This is a genomic window from Thermoanaerobacter sp. RKWS2, assembly GCF_026240795.1.
Classification (GTDB): Bacteria; Bacillota; Thermoanaerobacteria; order Thermoanaerobacterales; family Thermoanaerobacteraceae; genus Thermoanaerobacter; species Thermoanaerobacter ethanolicus.
The window spans coordinates 835,582-853,685 of record NZ_CP110888.1 but is presented as its reverse complement, the minus strand read 5'-3'; the positions used below and the strand labels follow the sequence as shown (position 1 = coordinate 853,685).

Below are 18,104 nucleotides of genomic sequence, written 5' to 3'. Positions count from 1 at the left end.
TCATTACCTTAATTTTACCACTCCCCCTTACCATCTTCAATCAATTTTATATCATTTATAATATCATCTATTATAAGTTCCTGATACCCTGCTTTTTTTATTATTTTCATCTCTTTTACCACATCAAATAGTAAAGGTGATTCAATCTTATTTAGCTTACTAAGCCTTACATTATTTATGACTTCATTTGAAAGAGATTTTAAATAATCTTCTACATCGTACCTTAAAAAATGAAACTTGTCTCTATACCTTTTGTATAATCTATCTGCTATTGTCAAACCCTCTGGATCAAAATCTCCTGAGTAATATATCTCTGTCCCTTCTTTATAAAGCATATCTAAAAGCAGGAGAGAAGAAAGTTTTGGCTGGCCATATGTGCATACAAGAGGAAATACTTTGCTTGTGGCATCTATTAAAGATGTAAAAACTGAAGGATTCTCTACAACATACACTTTCTTAGAAGGGCTTATGACTCTCTCAATTTTGCTCAAATTTAAAAGAGGAACTTGCAAGACTTGATTGCTTTCATAAGCAGCCTTAAATACTTGATTTTCCGTATCGCCCTCATATGCCAAAAGTCCTGAGAGTGTAACATAATTGGATATTTCATCTATCAAAATGCCAACGTTGTAATAAAGTTCTGATATTTCTTCACTTCCTTTTACTTCATTAAGCCCCATTAAAGTGCATAAAGCGTTTATAAACATACTTCCAGCTTCTGTATTTGAATCAAAATAGTGAGGATTACGTGCAATCTGGGAAGAAAACACCGGCAGTCTTTTCTTTTCTCCTTTATAAACAGGCAAATTGTTTATGGCATCGCATACGTACATTATATCTTTTTTTAATCCGTCCTTATCATTTAAATACCTCTGATTTACTGCCCTTACCCCTACAGCGGTTCCTTCATACAAACTTTTTAGCCAATCAATGCACTTACATTCCTGGTATTTAGAGAAGAGCTCTTTAAAGAACTCTTCTCTTTCTTTTGCCAATATTTCCATATCCTCTTTTTTGCTGGTGAGTTTTTCGCCAAAATAGTATTCCAGTATGTCTTTTAGCGTATACTCCTCAAATCGCGTATTTTTTAGCGACTCTTCAAACTTTGCTACATCAATGGATGCAGATTTTTTTGTCCTATAGTCTTTTTTAAAATGGTTTGTAAGTACTTCTTTTTCATCTTCCGTAAGATTATCAAGCTTTACAACGCCTCCAAGCCGTCCTAAACTTCTGTACTTTTCCCGTATACCTTCAAAAATCCTCTTGTATCCCTTTTTTCTTTAAAATATTTAAGTTCTTCTTTATTCATTTATAGCACCCACCTCAAGAGCAGCAACCTCCTCTTTCTCAGGAAGTATAAGGTGCTTTACTTTTCCATCCCACAAATACTTCATGACCAATACAGCCTTTGCATTTTTTGGCCTTACAAGTTCATAAATTGAAAGCTTGGGAACAGTGTCATAATCTCCCCACAAAACCTGCGAATTCATTATATAATTAAACCTCAGATCTTCAATCAGTTTAAACATATCCCTTATGTTTGTGTCATCAACTCCTGCAAATGCTTCATCTAGAGATATTATGCGAGGTGCAGTCGGCGATGCTCCCTCATATCTTGAATAAACCGCGGAAAACAAAGGTATATACATGGCCATCGCTTTTTCTCCGCCGCTTAGCTTATTAAAGGCATTATCAGTAAGCTCCTTGCGGCTTTCCCCTTCTTTTCTGTAGTAAAGCTTAAACTCAAACCAATCCCTGTAATCTAATATTTCTTTCATAATCTTGTGAAAAGTTTCTGTATTGTTTTTTCCTCCATTGCCCTCCTGGCTCTTTCTACTTTTGACCTAAAATGATTTACAACTTTATCGAAGACTTCCTTTTTCAGCATATCAGCATCAGATTTTAAAATATCCACAAGCTCTTTTGTGTCAAGTTCTTCTTCATTAGAAGCAGGAATGCTTCTCCACTCAATAGAGAATTTAAGTCCGCTGGAAGTATCCCTTTCAGACATGAGTTTATTCATTTTCTTTACCCATTCTTCTGCTTTAAAAATCTTTGCTCTTATCTTAATTCCCACATTGTGCATTATAATCTCTTCAAAAAGAATCTTATCAGTCTCTCTTAAAAGGCTTTCATTCGCCATTATATCTTCTTCAATATTAGAATAAAGCGTATATAAAGACACAATTTTACCATTTATATTTGCCGTAATATTGAGCCTTCTCTGCTTATTCTTTGCCTCTTTTATTCTTTCATTGTCTCCCTCATAAGCTTCATCAAAGATATTGCCAATTGAAAGTCCATATTCCAAAAGTTCGTTGCGAGTTTCAAAATACACATTTTGAAGTCTCTCTGTAAACTTTTCTCTGTCAAAGCCCGCTTTGTCAAAAAAGCCTTTGTATTCAGAAAGAATGCTTTTGCTTAATTTTAACATATCCTCCATTTCAACGTCTTGCTTGACAAAACCAAGTGCTAATTCCTTTTTTAAACCCTCTTCAACAATATTGTAAATTTTCTCTTTAAGATTAATCTCTTCTTCAATGTTTAAAAGGTCTTTTAAGCTTCTCTGTAGCCTCTCCTCAAGTTTTGCTTTTTCGGCTGATTTATTTGTAATCTCTTTAGGTATTTCCTCCAGCCTTTTTAGGCAAATCTCCAGTTCTTTTTCAATTTCTTCAAGTCCAAGTTCTTTTAATGTCTCTTTTAGCATCTCAATTTTCTTATCAGAACTCTGTATTTTGTTTTCCAGTACGTCTATTTCGTACTTTAAGTTATCAATATCGTATTCTAAATCTTGTTTTTGCTGCAATAACATTTCTTCGTTTGAAATTTGCAAAACATATTTATTGTATAGTATTTCTACTTCATTAAGCCCTGAAGCGTATTCTTCCGCATATTCATAGGCAGAAGAATAGGTATCAATATCTGGATGTATGTTTATGCCAGATGTCAATTCTCTTACAACAGCTTTCTTTTTCTGAAGGTCCTCAAAACAGTTTTTAACTGTGAAAAGCTGTTCATCCAGTTTATGAGAGGTGTATTCGTAATCAGCCTTTGCCGTTTTTAAATATCTATATGCTTCTTCAATATCTTCTTTCCCGGGAAATGCCGAATATTCGTAATCCAGCCTCTGTATCCTTAATTTTTTTGCATTTATTTCCTCATCGATTGCAGATATTTCAGCTTTTATAGCCTGTATTTCTTCTTGTATAGATTTAATAAGTTCTTCTCTGTAGCGCTTTCTAGACTCACTTCCGATGTACTTTGATTTAACTTTATCCCGTGCTTTCCCTTTTATTACTCCTATTCCATATGCGCCATTTGAATCGATATAAGTTGTCCCGCCTTCTTCTGATACAAATATATTGCTTAAAGCATCTGAAATATCTTCTGGTGAGACTCCTTCTTCATTGTCAACTACTCTAAAATACTGAGATACATTTAACATCATATTAAAGCTTCCAGGCATAACATATTTATCCGCCATATTGCTGTCCATTTGAAGAGCTTTTTCAAAATATTCTTTTGGCACGATAAGAGCGTCCAAAAGCCCCATGTCTTCTATCGCAGCTTCTATATTTCCTCTTGTCTCTTCATCCACATCCTCTTTAAAATCAATCGCCATGTAAAGAGGAATGTAAGGAATTCCAGCTTCTTTAAGCCTTTTTCTGTTGTTTATGACTTGTTCATCTCTTTCAGGCTCAGGGTCTTTTTTGTTTTTCCATTCCTCCAATAACTTTTCTTTCTCATGAAGCTGATTTTCTTTTACCTCTCTTTGATTTTCTAATCTTAAAATTTCTTGCTGAATTCCATTTAGTATTTCCTCATAGGGTTTTCTCACAAAAGCCAAAATATCGTCAAATCCTTTATCCTCTCCATACGCCAGTATGACACGGCTTAAGCCTTCCAATTGGCTACTTAAAAGCTTAAGCTCTGCATTGCCCTGTGACCAACTATAAACTCTTTCAACATATTCTCTTTTTTGTTCGTCAAAAAGCCTTTCTGCCTCATTAAGCTTTTTAGCCTTGTCTTCTCTTTCTTTTTTAAGCCTTTCCTGTTCTTTAAGTGCGGCATCATACCTTTTATTTGCTTCTATTTCTTCTCTCAATGCACTCATTGCACGCTTTATTTTATCTTTATGCTTTTTTAATTCATTTTTCCAATAAGTAAAATCAAATTCTTTTCCATACACTTTTTTAAGTTCACTTACAGAAAACTCATGTTCCATGAAATCTATATCCTGTGCAATTGAAGATATATCCTCTAATCTATCCTGTAGTTCTTTCTCCAGTTTGTATTTTTGTTCCTCAATGTTTTTTATCTTTCTTTCTAAACCATAATATTTATCTTGTTTATTACGGAGTTCTTCTTCTTTTTTAGACTTATCCTCCAAATACTGCTTATATCGATCCTCTTCTTCTAATAATTCTTTTTGGGTTCTTTTAGCATCACCACTTGAAAGCTGTTCTTCCTTTTTCTTTAAGGCTTCTCTTTCACTTTCAAGAGAAATGATGTCATTTCCTAAGTTTGCTATTGTACTTCTGTAATTTTCAATATCTTTAGTTAAATTATCGTATTCTTTTTTTGATGCGTATAAATCGCTGTATGCCTTTACTAAATCCCCAGCCTTTTCATAAAGAATGTATTTGTTGTAGTTGTCGTACTCGTTTTTAAGCTTTTTTACTGCAGCCATATTCCTGTAAAGAACATCAAGGTGCATCTTAATCTGGTCCATGTTTTCTATGGTTTCTGAAAGAGGCCTCAAATCATCATCTGTGAGTGAAGGCAGTGAAGCCTTCATAATTTCATATATCACAGTAGGCCTGAAGTCTTTGGAAAGCTTTGGACTTCTAAGCTGTATCAGCAGTTTTATGAGCTCGTCGTATTCCTCAATAGAACTAAAGCCAAAAATGTATTTATTGACCATTTCCATGTACTCTTTTTGGCTTTCAACTACTTCTCCGCCTTCACCTATTCTATTTTTAAGTTCCTTTTTGGTAAGTGGGACTTTTACTCTTTTGCCGTCATCGCCTATTTCCATTTTGTATAAAAAGAAGTCGATACCTATACGCCTGCCGTCAAGTATTACAAAGCCCCAAAAGTCCATATTTTGATGCCTTTTCGCCTTTAGTCCAATGCCTATTGTAATGTAGCTGTCTTTTTTCTTTTTTAAATTCCATGAAAAGATAGCCAGTTCTTTCATCAAGCCCACTTACCTCTTCTTCCCCAAGAAGATAGTCCTCAAGCTTCCTCGCCTTTGAGCCAAAGGGATCAAGTCTTTCAGGACTTTTGTTGCCATCTAATACTAAAGGTATGAAACTCTGCATTGTCACTGACTTTCCAGAACCATTAGCACCTCTTAAAAGAAGCCTTCCGTCTGCAAACTCAAATATTTCATCATCATAATACCAAAAATTAAGAAGCCCAATCCTGTTAATCATCCATCTTTCGGCTAATTTTTCACTCATCTGCATCTTCTCCTTTTTCAAAATCTGGAGGATATTCCCCAATTAACTTTGCCGCCATAGGCAATATTTTAATAGAATGCAATTCCTCAACTCTTTTTATCATCTTAAAGCTTTCCATGTTTTCAATGACCTCTTCTATAAGCTGCTTTTCACTCATCTCCCTGTAAGATTTATACCAACCATCACTAAATCTTTCCTTTACTTTCAAAATAATATTTATAAATTCTGCTTCAGTTATATCTATAGTATCATCAGGATTATAGGCGAGTTTTCCATCTTCAATCATTTGTCTTATAACTTTATTTACCTGCAGCATTATATCAGATATGTTTTTGTTTTTGTCGGGAAAATAGGACTTTAAATATTTGTTGTCATTAAAGAGAACAAAAGCAGAAGTTTTGTGGAGGTGAAGTTTTGCATCAAGATACTCCTCTAAATCTTTCGCTATGGTGTTTCTGTAATTTTTTATATACATGAAGTCTTGGTCATCAGGTCCTTCACTATACACAGCAGGTGAAAGAATAAGTTTTCGGTACACCCTGTGTCTTCTCTGTATAACCGCATCTTTGGGGTTTGAAAGATTTAAATCCTCCTGCAAAAAATCCTCAATCTTCATGTCTTCAGTAATTTCTCTGTTAAAAGACCTCAAAAAATACCTTGAAATACCTGTGTTTTCGTAAAGAACCTCAGTATCTTCACTTTCTGAAAATCTCTCGTGGTCACCATCATCTATTTTAATTATGCCAATATCTACAGCAAAATTGAGCACCCGCACAAGTGACTTTCTGTGCTGAAAAAGCGTCCAATCTACTTTATCAGGTCCCTCATACTGCGCCTCTATGTATTCCGTTATATTAGACAGCACAAACTGGTCTTCCGGTCCTTTATCCTCCAAAAAAGCTAAGAGCAAACACAAAAATGCATAATCCATAGGCATTTGAAATGCATCTATCCCCATCCACTCTTCAACATCTGACGGCACTTTTTCTAACTTAATAATATATGGGTTTATAATCAATCTATATCCTAACTTCTCTTCAACAAAAGGTTTTATTTTATTCTCAGCATCTCTTATTTTGTTGAAATTTTCTCTATCCTCTCTCAGTATCCAAAAATTTTCAAGAAGCATCTGAAGTTCTTCCATTTTTTTCACCTTCAATCAACAAACTCAATTACAATATCAGGCATATCAAGATTACCATCCGTGCATTTTAGTATTGCCCTTTCACCATTCTTTGGCATATGAAGCCTGTATGTTCTTCCATCTTCTGTTTTTCCTGTAAAGCCATTTCTTGCTATCGCTTTTCCTATCCATTTAAGTATCGTTGCCCTCACAAAAGGTTTTACAACAGGTAAATCCTTTATCCTTATTCTATTGCCAACAATGCAACTTGCTATTATTTCATCTTCTATATTTTTCTGATTGAGATAGTCCATCAGCATCTCCGTCTTGTCAGCACTTCTATCAATAATCGCATTTGTCTTAACATAATTACTGTAGCTCCTTGTTTTTGGCTTTATAATCACTTTAAAGGGCGGTTCTTCCCATACGCTCTGGTTTACACTTTCTGTCTTTCTTTCAAAATCACCTTTTATGTGCATTGTGTAAAAGCAACCGAAAACCGCCGCAGACAAAAGGTGTGCTTCTTTAATACTACCTGCTTTTGCAAACATTTTAGAAAGAGCAATATATTCATTCTTTCTGCTGGCAGCTTTCATTCTGTTTTCTGCTATTCTCGCCGCATACATTGTTATTTTTCTGATTATTTCGTTTGATATATTAAGAAGCCTTACTGCCTCGCTGTCTTCAAAGTTATGACCTGTAAACCAAAAAGATATGTTATTCCACTTATCCATCAAATCTTCTTTTACTTCCTCTTCATTTAAAACCCTGTCAATTCTTGGGATACTCATTTCATATTGGCATAACTTATCTACAACGGAATTGACAATCTCCGGACTCACCTTTTTCAAAAAGCTCTCTATGGCAACAGAAAATCTCTGAAGGTCTTTTATAAAATCTCTTAAATATTCTATAAGTTTGTCTTTGTAAATGATAAACTGCTCTGACTTCATAAGTTCATCAGCGTTAGAACTTTGAAGACTTGCAATGTAATCTGTCGCATTGTGATATATATTTTCAAAGTCGGTATTGAGGTCTTCCCACCATCTGTTTATTTCCTGTAAATCCTCTTTTTTCGCCATTTCATTTATCTTTATTAAATTCCGGTAAATTCTTTCAAATAAAGACGGCTGTAGTGACCCACCATAACCAACGATGCTTTCCAGCCTTATGGTCATTCTTTCTATCTCAATAGAATATGGACTTAATTGATATCTGAATTTTTTGTTTTTAAATTCGTCAATCGTAGAAGCTTTACTGGTATCTTGTGTCGCAATAAGGTTTTTCCATTCAGTAAGTGCTTTTAAATCCTGCTCACATTTTTCCATTGTATAGTCGGCAAACACGTCAAATTGACTTACATATTCATATACATCCTCTTTATACAGCCAATATTTAAATTTCTGGTACTGTTCATAAAAATACCTCATGATGAGGCGATATCGCGAAGCATTTTCCGCAGACAAATACTTTACCTCTTCAATCGGTTTTATCACATTCAAATCAAGTTTATCTTCCATAACACTTCACCTTGCATCTATATTTCATATATATTGTAAACTTAATACTCCATCATTTCAATTTATTTTTTGACCTTTTGAAACAAAAATCCTTATTATTTCTCACGATTAGTGGAATAATAAGGATTTAAAAAATCTTCTCATCATTTTCACTTTTAAGCATTCCATTTCTGTCTGGGATTCTTCTTCGTGCTTTAAACTCCTCAGAATGACATAGGCAGAGATATCATCCTGAAGCGCAGCCGAAGGATCGCAGGCCCCTTACCATTGACCATAATATTAATACCCTCTTAAAAAGTGCTTCCATTATAACCCCAATTCTGTCCTTCTATTTCTTGGATAACCATATAAATACTGTCTTTTCTATAGCCCAAAACCTTATTTAAAACATCACAAATCCTTTTTGATATTTCTTCCTTTTGTCCCTTTTGAAGTTTGCCAACAAGCTTTATCTCGACAATGCCACCTCTTTAAGAGGTTGTCCATGGAAAAATATATCCTCTTCTTCAGTAAATCTTACCATAAGCCAATTTTCACTTTTTCCTGCAACTTCATACATCACATCGGCAAATTCTTTCTTTAAAATTTCTTTCTTTTCTGATGCAATCTTTTCTTTTGTAATTAAATTTACAATTGGCATAAATCTCACTCCTCTTTTATAATAGATTCCATCTCATTGATAAATTTCCCAACATCTTTTTTTAGATTATCCACAGCTTCTGGAAAAATCTCTAACAATCTTGCTATTCGTTCGGGCATAAGATTAAATCCATAAATATTTCTAAAAATATGTCTAAATCCCCTAAATTCATTAAGCAATAATTTAGTATCTGTATTTATAAAAGCTGGTCTTTCCCCTTCTATCGGCATAGACATTTGCTCAAGTAATTCTAAATGCCATTCAGCCCCAGATGGCATAAAACCATCTATATTTTTTGCAACAATTTTAAACATATTTTCAACAGCAGTATAAAAATCATGGAAAATAGAGCCAATAGCTCTTAACACAAAATCATCAGTCAGTTTTTGTTTCAAAGTTTTTTTGTCAAACATATCTTTCGTCTTTAAAGTATCATACAATTTTTGTATATTCTCAAGTTCCATTTTGAGTCTTGCTGAAATAACTTTTACCTTACCCACATCCACTACCCTATTTCCCTCCCCTCTTTCTCTATTTCCTTTAACAAAGCCTCCGTAGCATCTCGTTGTGTAACTATACTCACTTTATAAGGCCTTGCAATATTCTCTATCTCAACAAACATTGTCCAGTAATTAAACTTATCATCATCCCAATCATCTACAAAAATATCAATATCCGAAAATTCCCAAAAATCAAATCCCCTTGCCAGTGATCCATACAAGACAACTTTACTCACATTATATTTTTCTTTCAAAAATTTAGCAATCTTATACGCTTTATCTAATGCATCCTTTTTTCGTATTTCTAGCATTTCTTTCTCTTTTTCACTCTTTAACCGCCAATTTTCACGTATTTTCTTTTTCTCTTCATCAGTGATACTCATCTTCCTCACCACACAAAATTCTTTACATATATTCTACCATTTTATAGGATTCAGGTTATGAATAGTGTTTAAAGTATTAAAAATTATTCAAAATTTTATTAATACTATTCTTTATTAGGCTACATTCAGCCTAACCGGGTGTAACCCCACACCCTCTATCCCCTCTGCAAATGCTTGGGGGAATACTTTTTTGATAATGTTGTATGCGCTGTTTACATCCGCATTTATTAAAACACCTTTATTGCTCCTAAATAATCCTCTTTTTATCCTGCGGCTTAGGTCATAGTTTTCTTTGCTGACTTCTTCTCTATCTAAAAAACTACAACCACTGGTATAACTCTCTTCTACCAGTATGAGGTTTATCCTTTCTTCTTCACATTTGTATTTGAGCATGTTTATGAATTGATAGTAAGGAATACTCACGAAATTTTGATTGTTTATTTTTCCTAATCCTATTTCCTGCTTCCATCTCGAGTTGTATCCAACCACAAGTGTATCTATGTTATATTGTTTACAAAAGTTTACTATAAATCTGCTTATTTTGTGCATAAGGTCCTTTATTTTGTTATTCCTTTTTAGAGTTAGTTTTTCAATCCTATTGCTGATACCTTTTTCTCCTACATAATTCATTAACTCTGCCTTTTTCTTGTTGTAATACTGATTTATTGACTTAATAACTTTGCCATTAATAACAATAGGCTTTATGCCTATGTTATTTATCAAAGTTACAAAGTTATTAAAGCCCTAAATCTATTCCTGCTATCCTTTTTGGCGGCCTTTGTATTTCAGCTATTTCCTTTTCATAAACTATTTCAACAACATAAACACTTCCTTTTGGAATTATTCTGACTTCTCTTAATTTGCCTGTTATTCTTGTTTTTAACTTTAAATCTGTTTTTGGGAAAGTTAAATGCTCATCTTTAATTTTACACTGTTGATTTGTGAATATAGCAACGCTTCTTCCATTTTTCTTTTTGTATTTTGGTAAATTAGGTCTGCCATTAAACTTGCTTTTATCTTTTCTCCATTCTTTCATTGCTCTAAAAAACGCTTTCCAGTTTCTATCGAGAAGTCTTAAGGTTTGTTGTGCTATTTGTGCTGGTAAGTTTTTGTATGTTTCGTGTTCTTTTAACATCTTATTAAGGTCCCTGTATCTTATCCATTTGTGGTTGTTTATAAATTCCTGTCTTTTAATGTAGTTGGCATAATTGTATAAGTTTTTTGCTGCAAAGCATATTTTATCACAATAAGGCCATAATTCATGATTTTTATTTATCTGTATCTGTTCTACTCTCTTGACTATTATCTTCAAACACCTCACTTTCTAAAAGCTTTCTTATTTTTTGAATTTTTCTTTTGCTGTAGAATTTTATACTGTAACAGTGCAACAAACTTATAATTTCTTCAATTATTTCCTGAGAATCAAGCTTCTCATTTCCAACTTCTGATACAACAACTATTTCAGTATTAAACTTTCTAAATAAATGTTTAAACAATTCAAATCCTGCTCTGCTTAACCTGTCTTTGTAAGCTATAATAACCCTCTCTACTTTACCTGCAAGAACATCATCAAGCATTTTAAAAAATTCATTTCTCTTTTCAAAGCTAATTCCACTTGCTATATCAGAAAATACTCCATGTATTTTATAACCATTATTAAAACAAAACTGTTTTAATAATTCAATTTGATTTTCTAAATCCTTTTTTTGTTTTGGGGTTGAAACCCTTGCATAAATATATGTTTTTCTTTCAACGCCTTTCATAAAAATTTTGTATACGTCTTCTTCATTATAATCATAAAATCCATTTGGCATAACTGTTACTCTTATTTTTCCTTCTTTTACATATTTGGTTAGTGTTGGCCTTGATATTTTTAATAATTCCAGAACCTCTTTTGCTTTCATATTTATATCACCCATAAATATTATAGCATAACTTACGAAGCAAAGTAAATATATTTTATTAAAAACTTTAATATGTTTAAAACACTTTATTATTTTTTGTTACTATATCAATCATCCAACAAAACTTATGAGAAGCATCACATTTAAAACCGTCACTATTATTCCTATAGTCCACAACAATACCTTATAAAGCAATGTATTTGCAAACTTTCCCATTATCTTCTTTGAAGAAGTCAAATAAATGAGCAAAAAGATTGTAATTGGAAGCTGTACACTCAAAAACATCTGCGAATAAACCAGTCCTTGAAAGGGGCTTTTTACAAAGAATATTATTAGTACTGCAAAAATATATGTAATTCCTACGCCAACTTTTGTATGTGCATCGTGTATATCATATGGTTCTCCATATATCCCCGCAAAAATACTTCCACCTGCCATACCTGCTGTTATAGATGAAGAAATTCCTGCAAAAAGAAGAGCCAAAGCAAAAACCACTGCTGATGCATTTCCCAAAAGAGGTTTTAACATCTGCTGTGCCTGATTAAGCTCAGTTACAGTTACATTATTGGTAAAAAAAGCCGATGCTGCAACAATAATCATAGCACTGTTTATTCCCCAACCTATTATCATAGAAAAGATAGTGTCAAAATACTCATAATTAAGCTGTTTCACTATGACTTTCTCATCTTCTAAATTCCACTGCCTGCTTTGTATTATCTCCGAGTGCAAAAACAAATTGTGTGGCATAACAACAGCACCAAGTACACTCATAATTATAGGCATAGAACCTCCTGGAAATTCTGGTTTCACCCAGCTTACAGCTGCTTCTGCCCATTTCACATCAACTAGCGAAAGCTCAAATATAAAAGAAATGCCAATAAGAGATACAAAACCTATAATCCACTTTTCCAACTTTTTATAGGAATTTGTATAAAGCATCCATGAAACAAAAACAACAGTAATCAAACTTCCTATCTTTATAGGTATCTTAAAAAGCATTTGAAGAGCTATCGCGGCACCTAAAATTTCTGCCATCGCCGTCAAAATCGCCGCAAAGACAGCTGAAATAAGAAGTAATCTCGAAGTAAAAGGCTTTAAAAACTTAGTTGCAGCTTCAGACATGCAATAACCTGTAACTATACCCAGATGTGCAGCATTATGTTGAAGTATAATGAGCATGATAGTAGATAAAGTCACCATCCATAAAAGCTTATAACCGTAAGACGACCCTGCAGCAACATTAGAAGCCCAATTTCCCGGGTCAATAAAGCCAACAGTAACCAGTAACCCAGGACCTATGTATTTGATAAAATCTAAAGCCATAAGTTTAGGGCGATGTTTACCTTTAAATAAATTTTTGACTTTTGTAATCATTTGTTCACCTCATCTTAAAATTTTAATCTGCACCTTTTACAACTGCAAGAGGCACAAATCGAGCAACAGGTATAGTAATTTCTCTTTTCTCAAGAACAGACACAACCTCTTCTACGTCTTTGTAAGCAAGTGGTGACTCATCAGCGATATCTTTATAAGACCGAACATTGTATATTACATCCCCCATAGCCTTTTCAAATTCCTCTTTACTGATTTTTTTAGCCTTATTTCGTGAAAGCCTTCGTCCTGCTCCGTGATTCACAGAATAAAAGGTCTCTGCCGCTTTTTCTGTGCCAACCACCACATAAGAACCTGTACCCATACTGCCAGGAATAAGAGCAGGATGCCCAGATTCTTTGTAAAAAGAAGGATTTTGAGGATGTCCTGCTGGTAAAGCCCTTGTGGCTCCTTTTCTGTGGACAAGAAGTCTTCTTCCCCCGTGTATTTCCCATTTAGCAATATTGTGAGCAACATCGTACACTAACTGAAATCCCATAGATTCAGAAGATTTTTTAAAATATCTTCAAAAGCTTTCATTACATCAAACATAATTATCTGTCTATTTGAAAAAGCAAAATTAACCGCTGCCGCCATCGCTTTATAATACGCTTTGCCCTCTTTCGAATCAATAGGAGCCGCAGCAAGTCCCTTTTCAGGAACCTCAATTCCGTATTTTTTCGCCGCTTCCCAAAGGATTTTGGTGTAATCTGTAGCAATCTGATGCCCAAATCCGCGGCTTCCCGTGTGAATCATAACGACAATTTGCCCTTTAAAAAGCCCAAATTGTCTTGCCAATTTTTCATCCAAAATAGAATCAACTCGTTGAATCTCTATGAAGTGATTGCCTCCACCTAAAGTGCCAAGTTGTTCCTCTCCTCTTTCCTGTGCTTCCTTCGATACCGCAGAAAGATCAGCACCTGAAAGCCCACCATTTTCTTCAATATACTCCAGATCTGATTTTTTTCCAAAACCAGCTTTAATAACCGCTTCTACCCCTCTGTGCACTACATCATCAAAAATTACCCGTGTAATACCCTTGTGTTTTCCCTTTTTCCCTATGCCTGTAGGAACATAATACTCGATCCGTTCTATAAGCTTATATAAAAGCTCTTTATTAAAATACGCTGCTTCAAGGCTAGTTCTTAAAAGCCTTACACCACAATTAATATCATACCCTACTGCTCCAGCTGAAATGACCCCTTTCTCCTCTATTGCCATAACTCCTCCTATAGGAAGCCCAAACCCCTCATGGATATCCGGCATACCTATAACAGGTTCCACAACTCCGGGAAGACTAGCCGCATTTGTAAGCTGCCTCAAAGACTGATCCTCATGCAAAAACTCTTTTAACGCATCATTCACATAAATAACAGCATCCACTCTCATTTTCCCAAACTTAGGAATTCGCCATCGATTAATCCCATCTTTTAGAACTGTATACCCCTGTATAACTTCTACCCCATTAGGGATTCACTCCCTTCTTCTCATTATTTCCCTACAATTAACGAATAGAAACATATCATCTATGTTACAATCTTTCTCAATTGTCCTGCCATTTCCTTTTTAATTTCATTATATCACACTTTAATTCACATTTAAGTATTCACAATAGTCTGGGATACCCGAGGAGAAACAAAAAATACTCTAAAACATCTAACCAGATTCATTATAAAAAAGGTACTAATTGCTTAGTACCTCTTTGTAAACTTTATTTTCTTTATCACAAAAATAATACTCACTTTATGGTAATTTATTCCCTGCAGCCCTATATAACTCATACCATTCCTCTCTTGTAAGTTCAATCTCTGATGCTTTGCATATATCTTTCAATCGAGCAGGATTTGTCGTACCAACAATAGGTTGTATCTTTGCTGGATGTCTTAAAATCCATGCAATAGGTATAGCAATACTTGGCACACCCTTTTTAGCAGCAATTTCGTCAATTTTGTCATTAAGTTCTTTAAATTTTTCGTTACCTAAAAAAGTGCCTTCAAAAAATCCATATTGGAACGGTGACCACGCCTGTATCGTAATATTCTTTAACCTGCAATACTCCAAAACACTGCCATCTCTATCTATAGACTGATCTACTTTCATATTCACATTAAAACCAGAATCTATCATACCTGTATGCATAATACTAAACTGCAATTGGTTTATGATAAGCTTTTGGTTTAAATACTTACTAAGCAGTTCTATCTGCATCGGATTAAAATTACTTACACCGAAATTTCTAACCTTGCCACTGCTGTGAAGTATTGAAAAAGCCTCTGCAACCTCTTCTGGTTCCATCAAAGTATCAGGACGGTGTAATAACAGAACATCTATGTAGTCAGTTTTGAGCCTTTTTAAGCTTCCATCGACAGATTTTAAAATATGCTCCTTTGAAAAGTCATAATATCCATGTCTTATACCACATTTAGTTTGAATAATTATTTTCTCTCTGATACTTGGCTTCATTTCTATGGCTTCAGCAAAAACTTCTTCAGATTTGCCACCGCCATATATATCAGCATGGTCAAAAAAATTTATGCCTTCCTCCAGAGCCGTATTTATAAGTTCCGCCACTTCCTTTACAGGCTTATCAGCAATCCTCATACAACCCAATGCAATTGCCGAGGCCTTTATTTCCCCATTACCAATATTGATATACCTCATTTAAAACACCTCTTAACTTTTTGCTTTTATTATAACATACAGCAAAAATTTTTCTAACCGTTTTTCACTAAATCCTATGTTATATCTGGTTACAATATAATCAACTTTTTTCATCTTATGTCATTCACAAACTTCGATTAATTATAAGATAATAAATGTAACTATATTGAAATCATTATAGCACTTACATATCATTCTAAAAACAAAATATCTTTTCCGCTTTCCAAATCAATTATATGAACACTTCCACTTTCAACTTCAATAAATCCTACCGAATTAATCTTATCTTCCCGTTTGCTGAGAGATGTAGAACCCGGATTAATCACCACACAATTTTCAATCTTTTTTATTAAAGGAATATGCGTGTGCCCAATTATAAAATAATCTAATTTATACTTCTTAACCAACTTATGTATATCTTCATCAGAAATATTATGGCCATGTTGAATCATAAATCTTTTCCCCTCAATGAAAGCAAAGACATACGGTGTTTGTATAGGTACATCAAGCATCATTTGGTCAACATAAGCATCACAATTCCCTTCTGCAATCAAAATTGGAACGGGAGAGGCATTTACAGCATCAGCAAGTTTTTTCGGGTCATATCCTTCAGGAATTGGATTACGGGGTCCATGATATAAAACATCCCCTGCATGTAAAATAATATCCAAATCCTTTAAAAAATCCCATGCCTTTTCCCATGATTTATAATCTCCATGAGTATCACTTATAACACCAATTTTCATATAATATCACCCTACCTTTCTACACCTTAATTTTAATTTTATCATTTTATAAAGCAAAATCCAACACAAATATTAAGAAAATTTCGACATACCATGACAAAAATAATCTAAACTCATTTTGGAACACCTGATACCAAAAGTTATATTCTGTTGCATGTATAATAGATGTATAATATAATGAAACTAAGAAAGATTTAAGAAAACACAGAATATAAAAGCTATTAAAATGTCAAACTTAGTGTAAGAAAATTAAAGGAGCAAATATGGTAGGTCAGAAATTTATAATGAATATGAAGGAGGAAATCAAATGATATGGATAATTTTAGGTATCGTAGCAGTTATAGTTTTGTGGTTTATTGTGACTTACAATAGTTTTATTAATTTGAAAAACAGAGTAGAAAATGCTTGGGCGCAAATAGATGTACAGTTAAAGAGAAGATATGACCTTATACCTAACCTTGTGAATACAGTAAAAGGATATGCTGCTCATGAAAAAGAGATTTTTGAAAATTTAGGAGAATTAAGGGCTAAGGCAATGGGAGCTCAATCAGTAAAAGAAGTAGGAGATACTAATAATCAGATTACACAAGCTCTTAAGACAATTTTTGCTGTTGCAGAAAATTATCCAGAATTAAAGGCAAATGAGAATTTTTTAAAACTCCAAGAAGAATTAACTAATACAGAAAATAAAATTGCTTTTGCAAGACAGTTTTATAATGATATAGTCATGCAGTACAATGCAGCACAACAGAGAATTCCTGCTTCTATTGTTGCAAATATGATGAGATTAACACCCAAGGAATATTATCCTGTTGATGAAGGTGAAAGAGGGCCTATTAATGTTCAGTTTTGATTAACGAGGGTGTGAGTGTAATGTCTAGAAAAACTCTATATGAACTTCAAGCAGAAAATGTAAGGAAAACTTATCTATTTATAGTTACATTTTCTCTTATACTTTTTGCTATAGGTTATTTTTTTGTATGGTATTTCAACTGGGGACTTACAGGAATAGTTCTTTTAGCAATTTTCATTGTGCTGTATAATTGGATAGCGTATGAACAGTCAGATAAAATAGCTCTCGCGTCGGTGGGAGCCATTCCGGCAAATCCAGAGGAGTATTATGTTCTTCATAATATTGTGGAAGAAGTCGCTCTCGCAGCAGGTATACCAAAGCCCAATGTTTATATAATGGAAGAATCCCAACCTAATGCTTTTGCTACGGGCAAAGACCCAAAGCATGCTTCTGTTTGTGTCACAACCGGTCTACTTCAAATGATGAATAGAGAAGAGCTCCAAGGAGTAATAGCTCATGAAATATCTCACATCAGAAATAGAGATATACTTTTAATGACGGTTGTTGCAGTTGTTGCAGGACTTATAATTTTACTCAGGGATGTAATGCTAAGAAGTATGTGGTGGGGAATGGGAGAAAGCAGAAGAAGAGATAAAAATGACAATGGAGCTATAATTCTCCTCATTATTGGGCTTATTTTTTCTATTATTGCTCCTCTTATTGTATTAATTATAAGGTCTGCAATTTCAAGACAAAGAGAATATTTGGCAGATGCAACTGGTGCATATATTGTAAGAGATCCCTATGGTCTTGCATCAGCTCTTGAAAAAATAGGTAGTTATACTAGACCTATGAGAGTTACCTCTGACGCAACAGCTCATTTGTTTATATCAAATCCTTTTGGAAGAGCGGAAAAGTTATTTGCAACTCATCCACCGATTGAAGAGAGAATTAAGAGGTTGAAGAGCCTTACAATGTAAAAGACATAAGAAAATTTT

At 33.9% G+C, this 18,104-nt stretch carries 11 protein-coding genes and 4 pseudogenes; 2 read left to right on the top strand and 13 right to left on the bottom strand.

The genetic code is table 11. The features are described from left to right. Positions 1–14 precede the first annotated feature (14 nt). The 13 genes and pseudogenes from OEI98_RS04225 to yfcE all read right to left on the bottom strand — a co-directional run bounded on the left by OEI98_RS04225 (position 15) and on the right by yfcE (position 16,313). Positions 15–1,247, bottom strand: a complete 1,233-nt coding sequence (locus OEI98_RS04225; protein WP_266040567.1) for a TIGR02679 family protein — start codon at positions 1,245–1,247, stop codon at positions 15–17. 54 nt (positions 1,248–1,301) lie between these two features. After that, positions 1,302–5,465, bottom strand: a pseudogene (locus OEI98_RS04220) (TIGR02680 family protein). Beyond that, positions 5,458–6,609 carry a TIGR02678 family protein gene (locus tag OEI98_RS04215; protein WP_266039794.1) on the bottom strand — a complete coding sequence of 384 codons (1,152 nt, stop codon included), beginning with the start codon at positions 6,607–6,609 and terminating at the stop codon, positions 5,458–5,460. The pseudogene OEI98_RS04220 and the gene OEI98_RS04215 overlap by 8 nt, the downstream one beginning before the upstream one ends. An 11-nt stretch (positions 6,610–6,620) precedes the next feature. Further along, on the bottom strand, positions 6,621–8,108 hold the full coding sequence (locus OEI98_RS04210; protein WP_266039792.1) for a TIGR02677 family protein: 1,488 nt from the start codon (positions 8,106–8,108) through the stop codon (positions 6,621–6,623). 290 nt (positions 8,109–8,398) lie between these two features. Continuing rightward, positions 8,399–8,748, bottom strand: a pseudogene (locus tag OEI98_RS15015) (phenylpyruvate tautomerase MIF-related protein). Positions 8,749–8,753: 5 nt separating this feature from the next. Next, the gene (locus OEI98_RS04195) at positions 8,754–9,254 is read right to left on the bottom strand and encodes a hypothetical protein (RefSeq protein WP_004397256.1); all 501 of its coding nucleotides are present in this window, start codon (positions 9,252–9,254) and stop codon (positions 8,754–8,756) included. After that, entirely contained in the window at positions 9,254–9,631 is a 378-nt protein-coding gene (locus OEI98_RS04190; RefSeq protein ID WP_004397258.1) for a nucleotidyltransferase family protein, read from the bottom strand. The genes OEI98_RS04195 and OEI98_RS04190 overlap by 1 nt, the downstream gene beginning before the upstream one ends. 114 nt (positions 9,632–9,745) lie before the next feature. After that, positions 9,746–10,943, bottom strand: a pseudogene (locus OEI98_RS04185) (RNA-guided endonuclease InsQ/TnpB family protein). Next, positions 10,900–11,535 carry an IS607 family transposase gene (locus tag OEI98_RS04180; RefSeq protein ID WP_039931265.1) on the bottom strand — a complete coding sequence of 212 codons (636 nt, stop codon included), beginning with the start codon at positions 11,533–11,535 and terminating at the stop codon, positions 10,900–10,902. Before OEI98_RS04180 ends, OEI98_RS04185 begins: the two are co-directional and overlap by 44 nt. A 111-nt stretch (positions 11,536–11,646) precedes the next feature. Beyond that, positions 11,647–12,909: an Nramp family divalent metal transporter gene (locus tag OEI98_RS04175; RefSeq protein ID WP_074666111.1), complete on the bottom strand. Its 1,263-nt coding sequence runs from the start codon at positions 12,907–12,909 to the stop codon at positions 11,647–11,649. A 22-nt stretch (positions 12,910–12,931) separates the two neighbouring features. Further along, positions 12,932–14,295 (bottom strand): annotated as a pseudogene (locus tag OEI98_RS04170) (RtcB family protein). A gap of 354 nt (positions 14,296–14,649) precedes the next feature. Then, positions 14,650–15,567 carry an aldo/keto reductase gene (locus tag OEI98_RS04165; protein ID WP_019907487.1) on the bottom strand — a complete coding sequence of 306 codons (918 nt, stop codon included), beginning with the start codon at positions 15,565–15,567 and terminating at the stop codon, positions 14,650–14,652. 191 nt (positions 15,568–15,758) lie between these two features. Next, complete coding sequence (gene yfcE, locus OEI98_RS04160; protein WP_266039783.1) at positions 15,759–16,313, bottom strand: phosphodiesterase; 555 nt, start codon at positions 16,311–16,313, stop codon at positions 15,759–15,761. Positions 16,314–16,620: 307 nt separating this feature from the next. Here yfcE and OEI98_RS04155 point away from each other — a divergent pair, with 307 nt between their 5' ends. Together OEI98_RS04155 and htpX are read left to right on the top strand one after the other, a co-directional pair. Beyond that, entirely contained in the window at positions 16,621–17,166 is a 546-nt protein-coding gene (locus tag OEI98_RS04155; protein ID WP_003871013.1) for a LemA family protein, read from the top strand. A gap of 20 nt (positions 17,167–17,186) precedes the next feature. Further along, the gene (gene htpX, locus OEI98_RS04150) at positions 17,187–18,086 is read left to right on the top strand and encodes a zinc metalloprotease HtpX (protein ID WP_019907485.1); all 900 of its coding nucleotides are present in this window, start codon (positions 17,187–17,189) and stop codon (positions 18,084–18,086) included. Positions 18,087–18,104 lie beyond the last annotated feature (18 nt).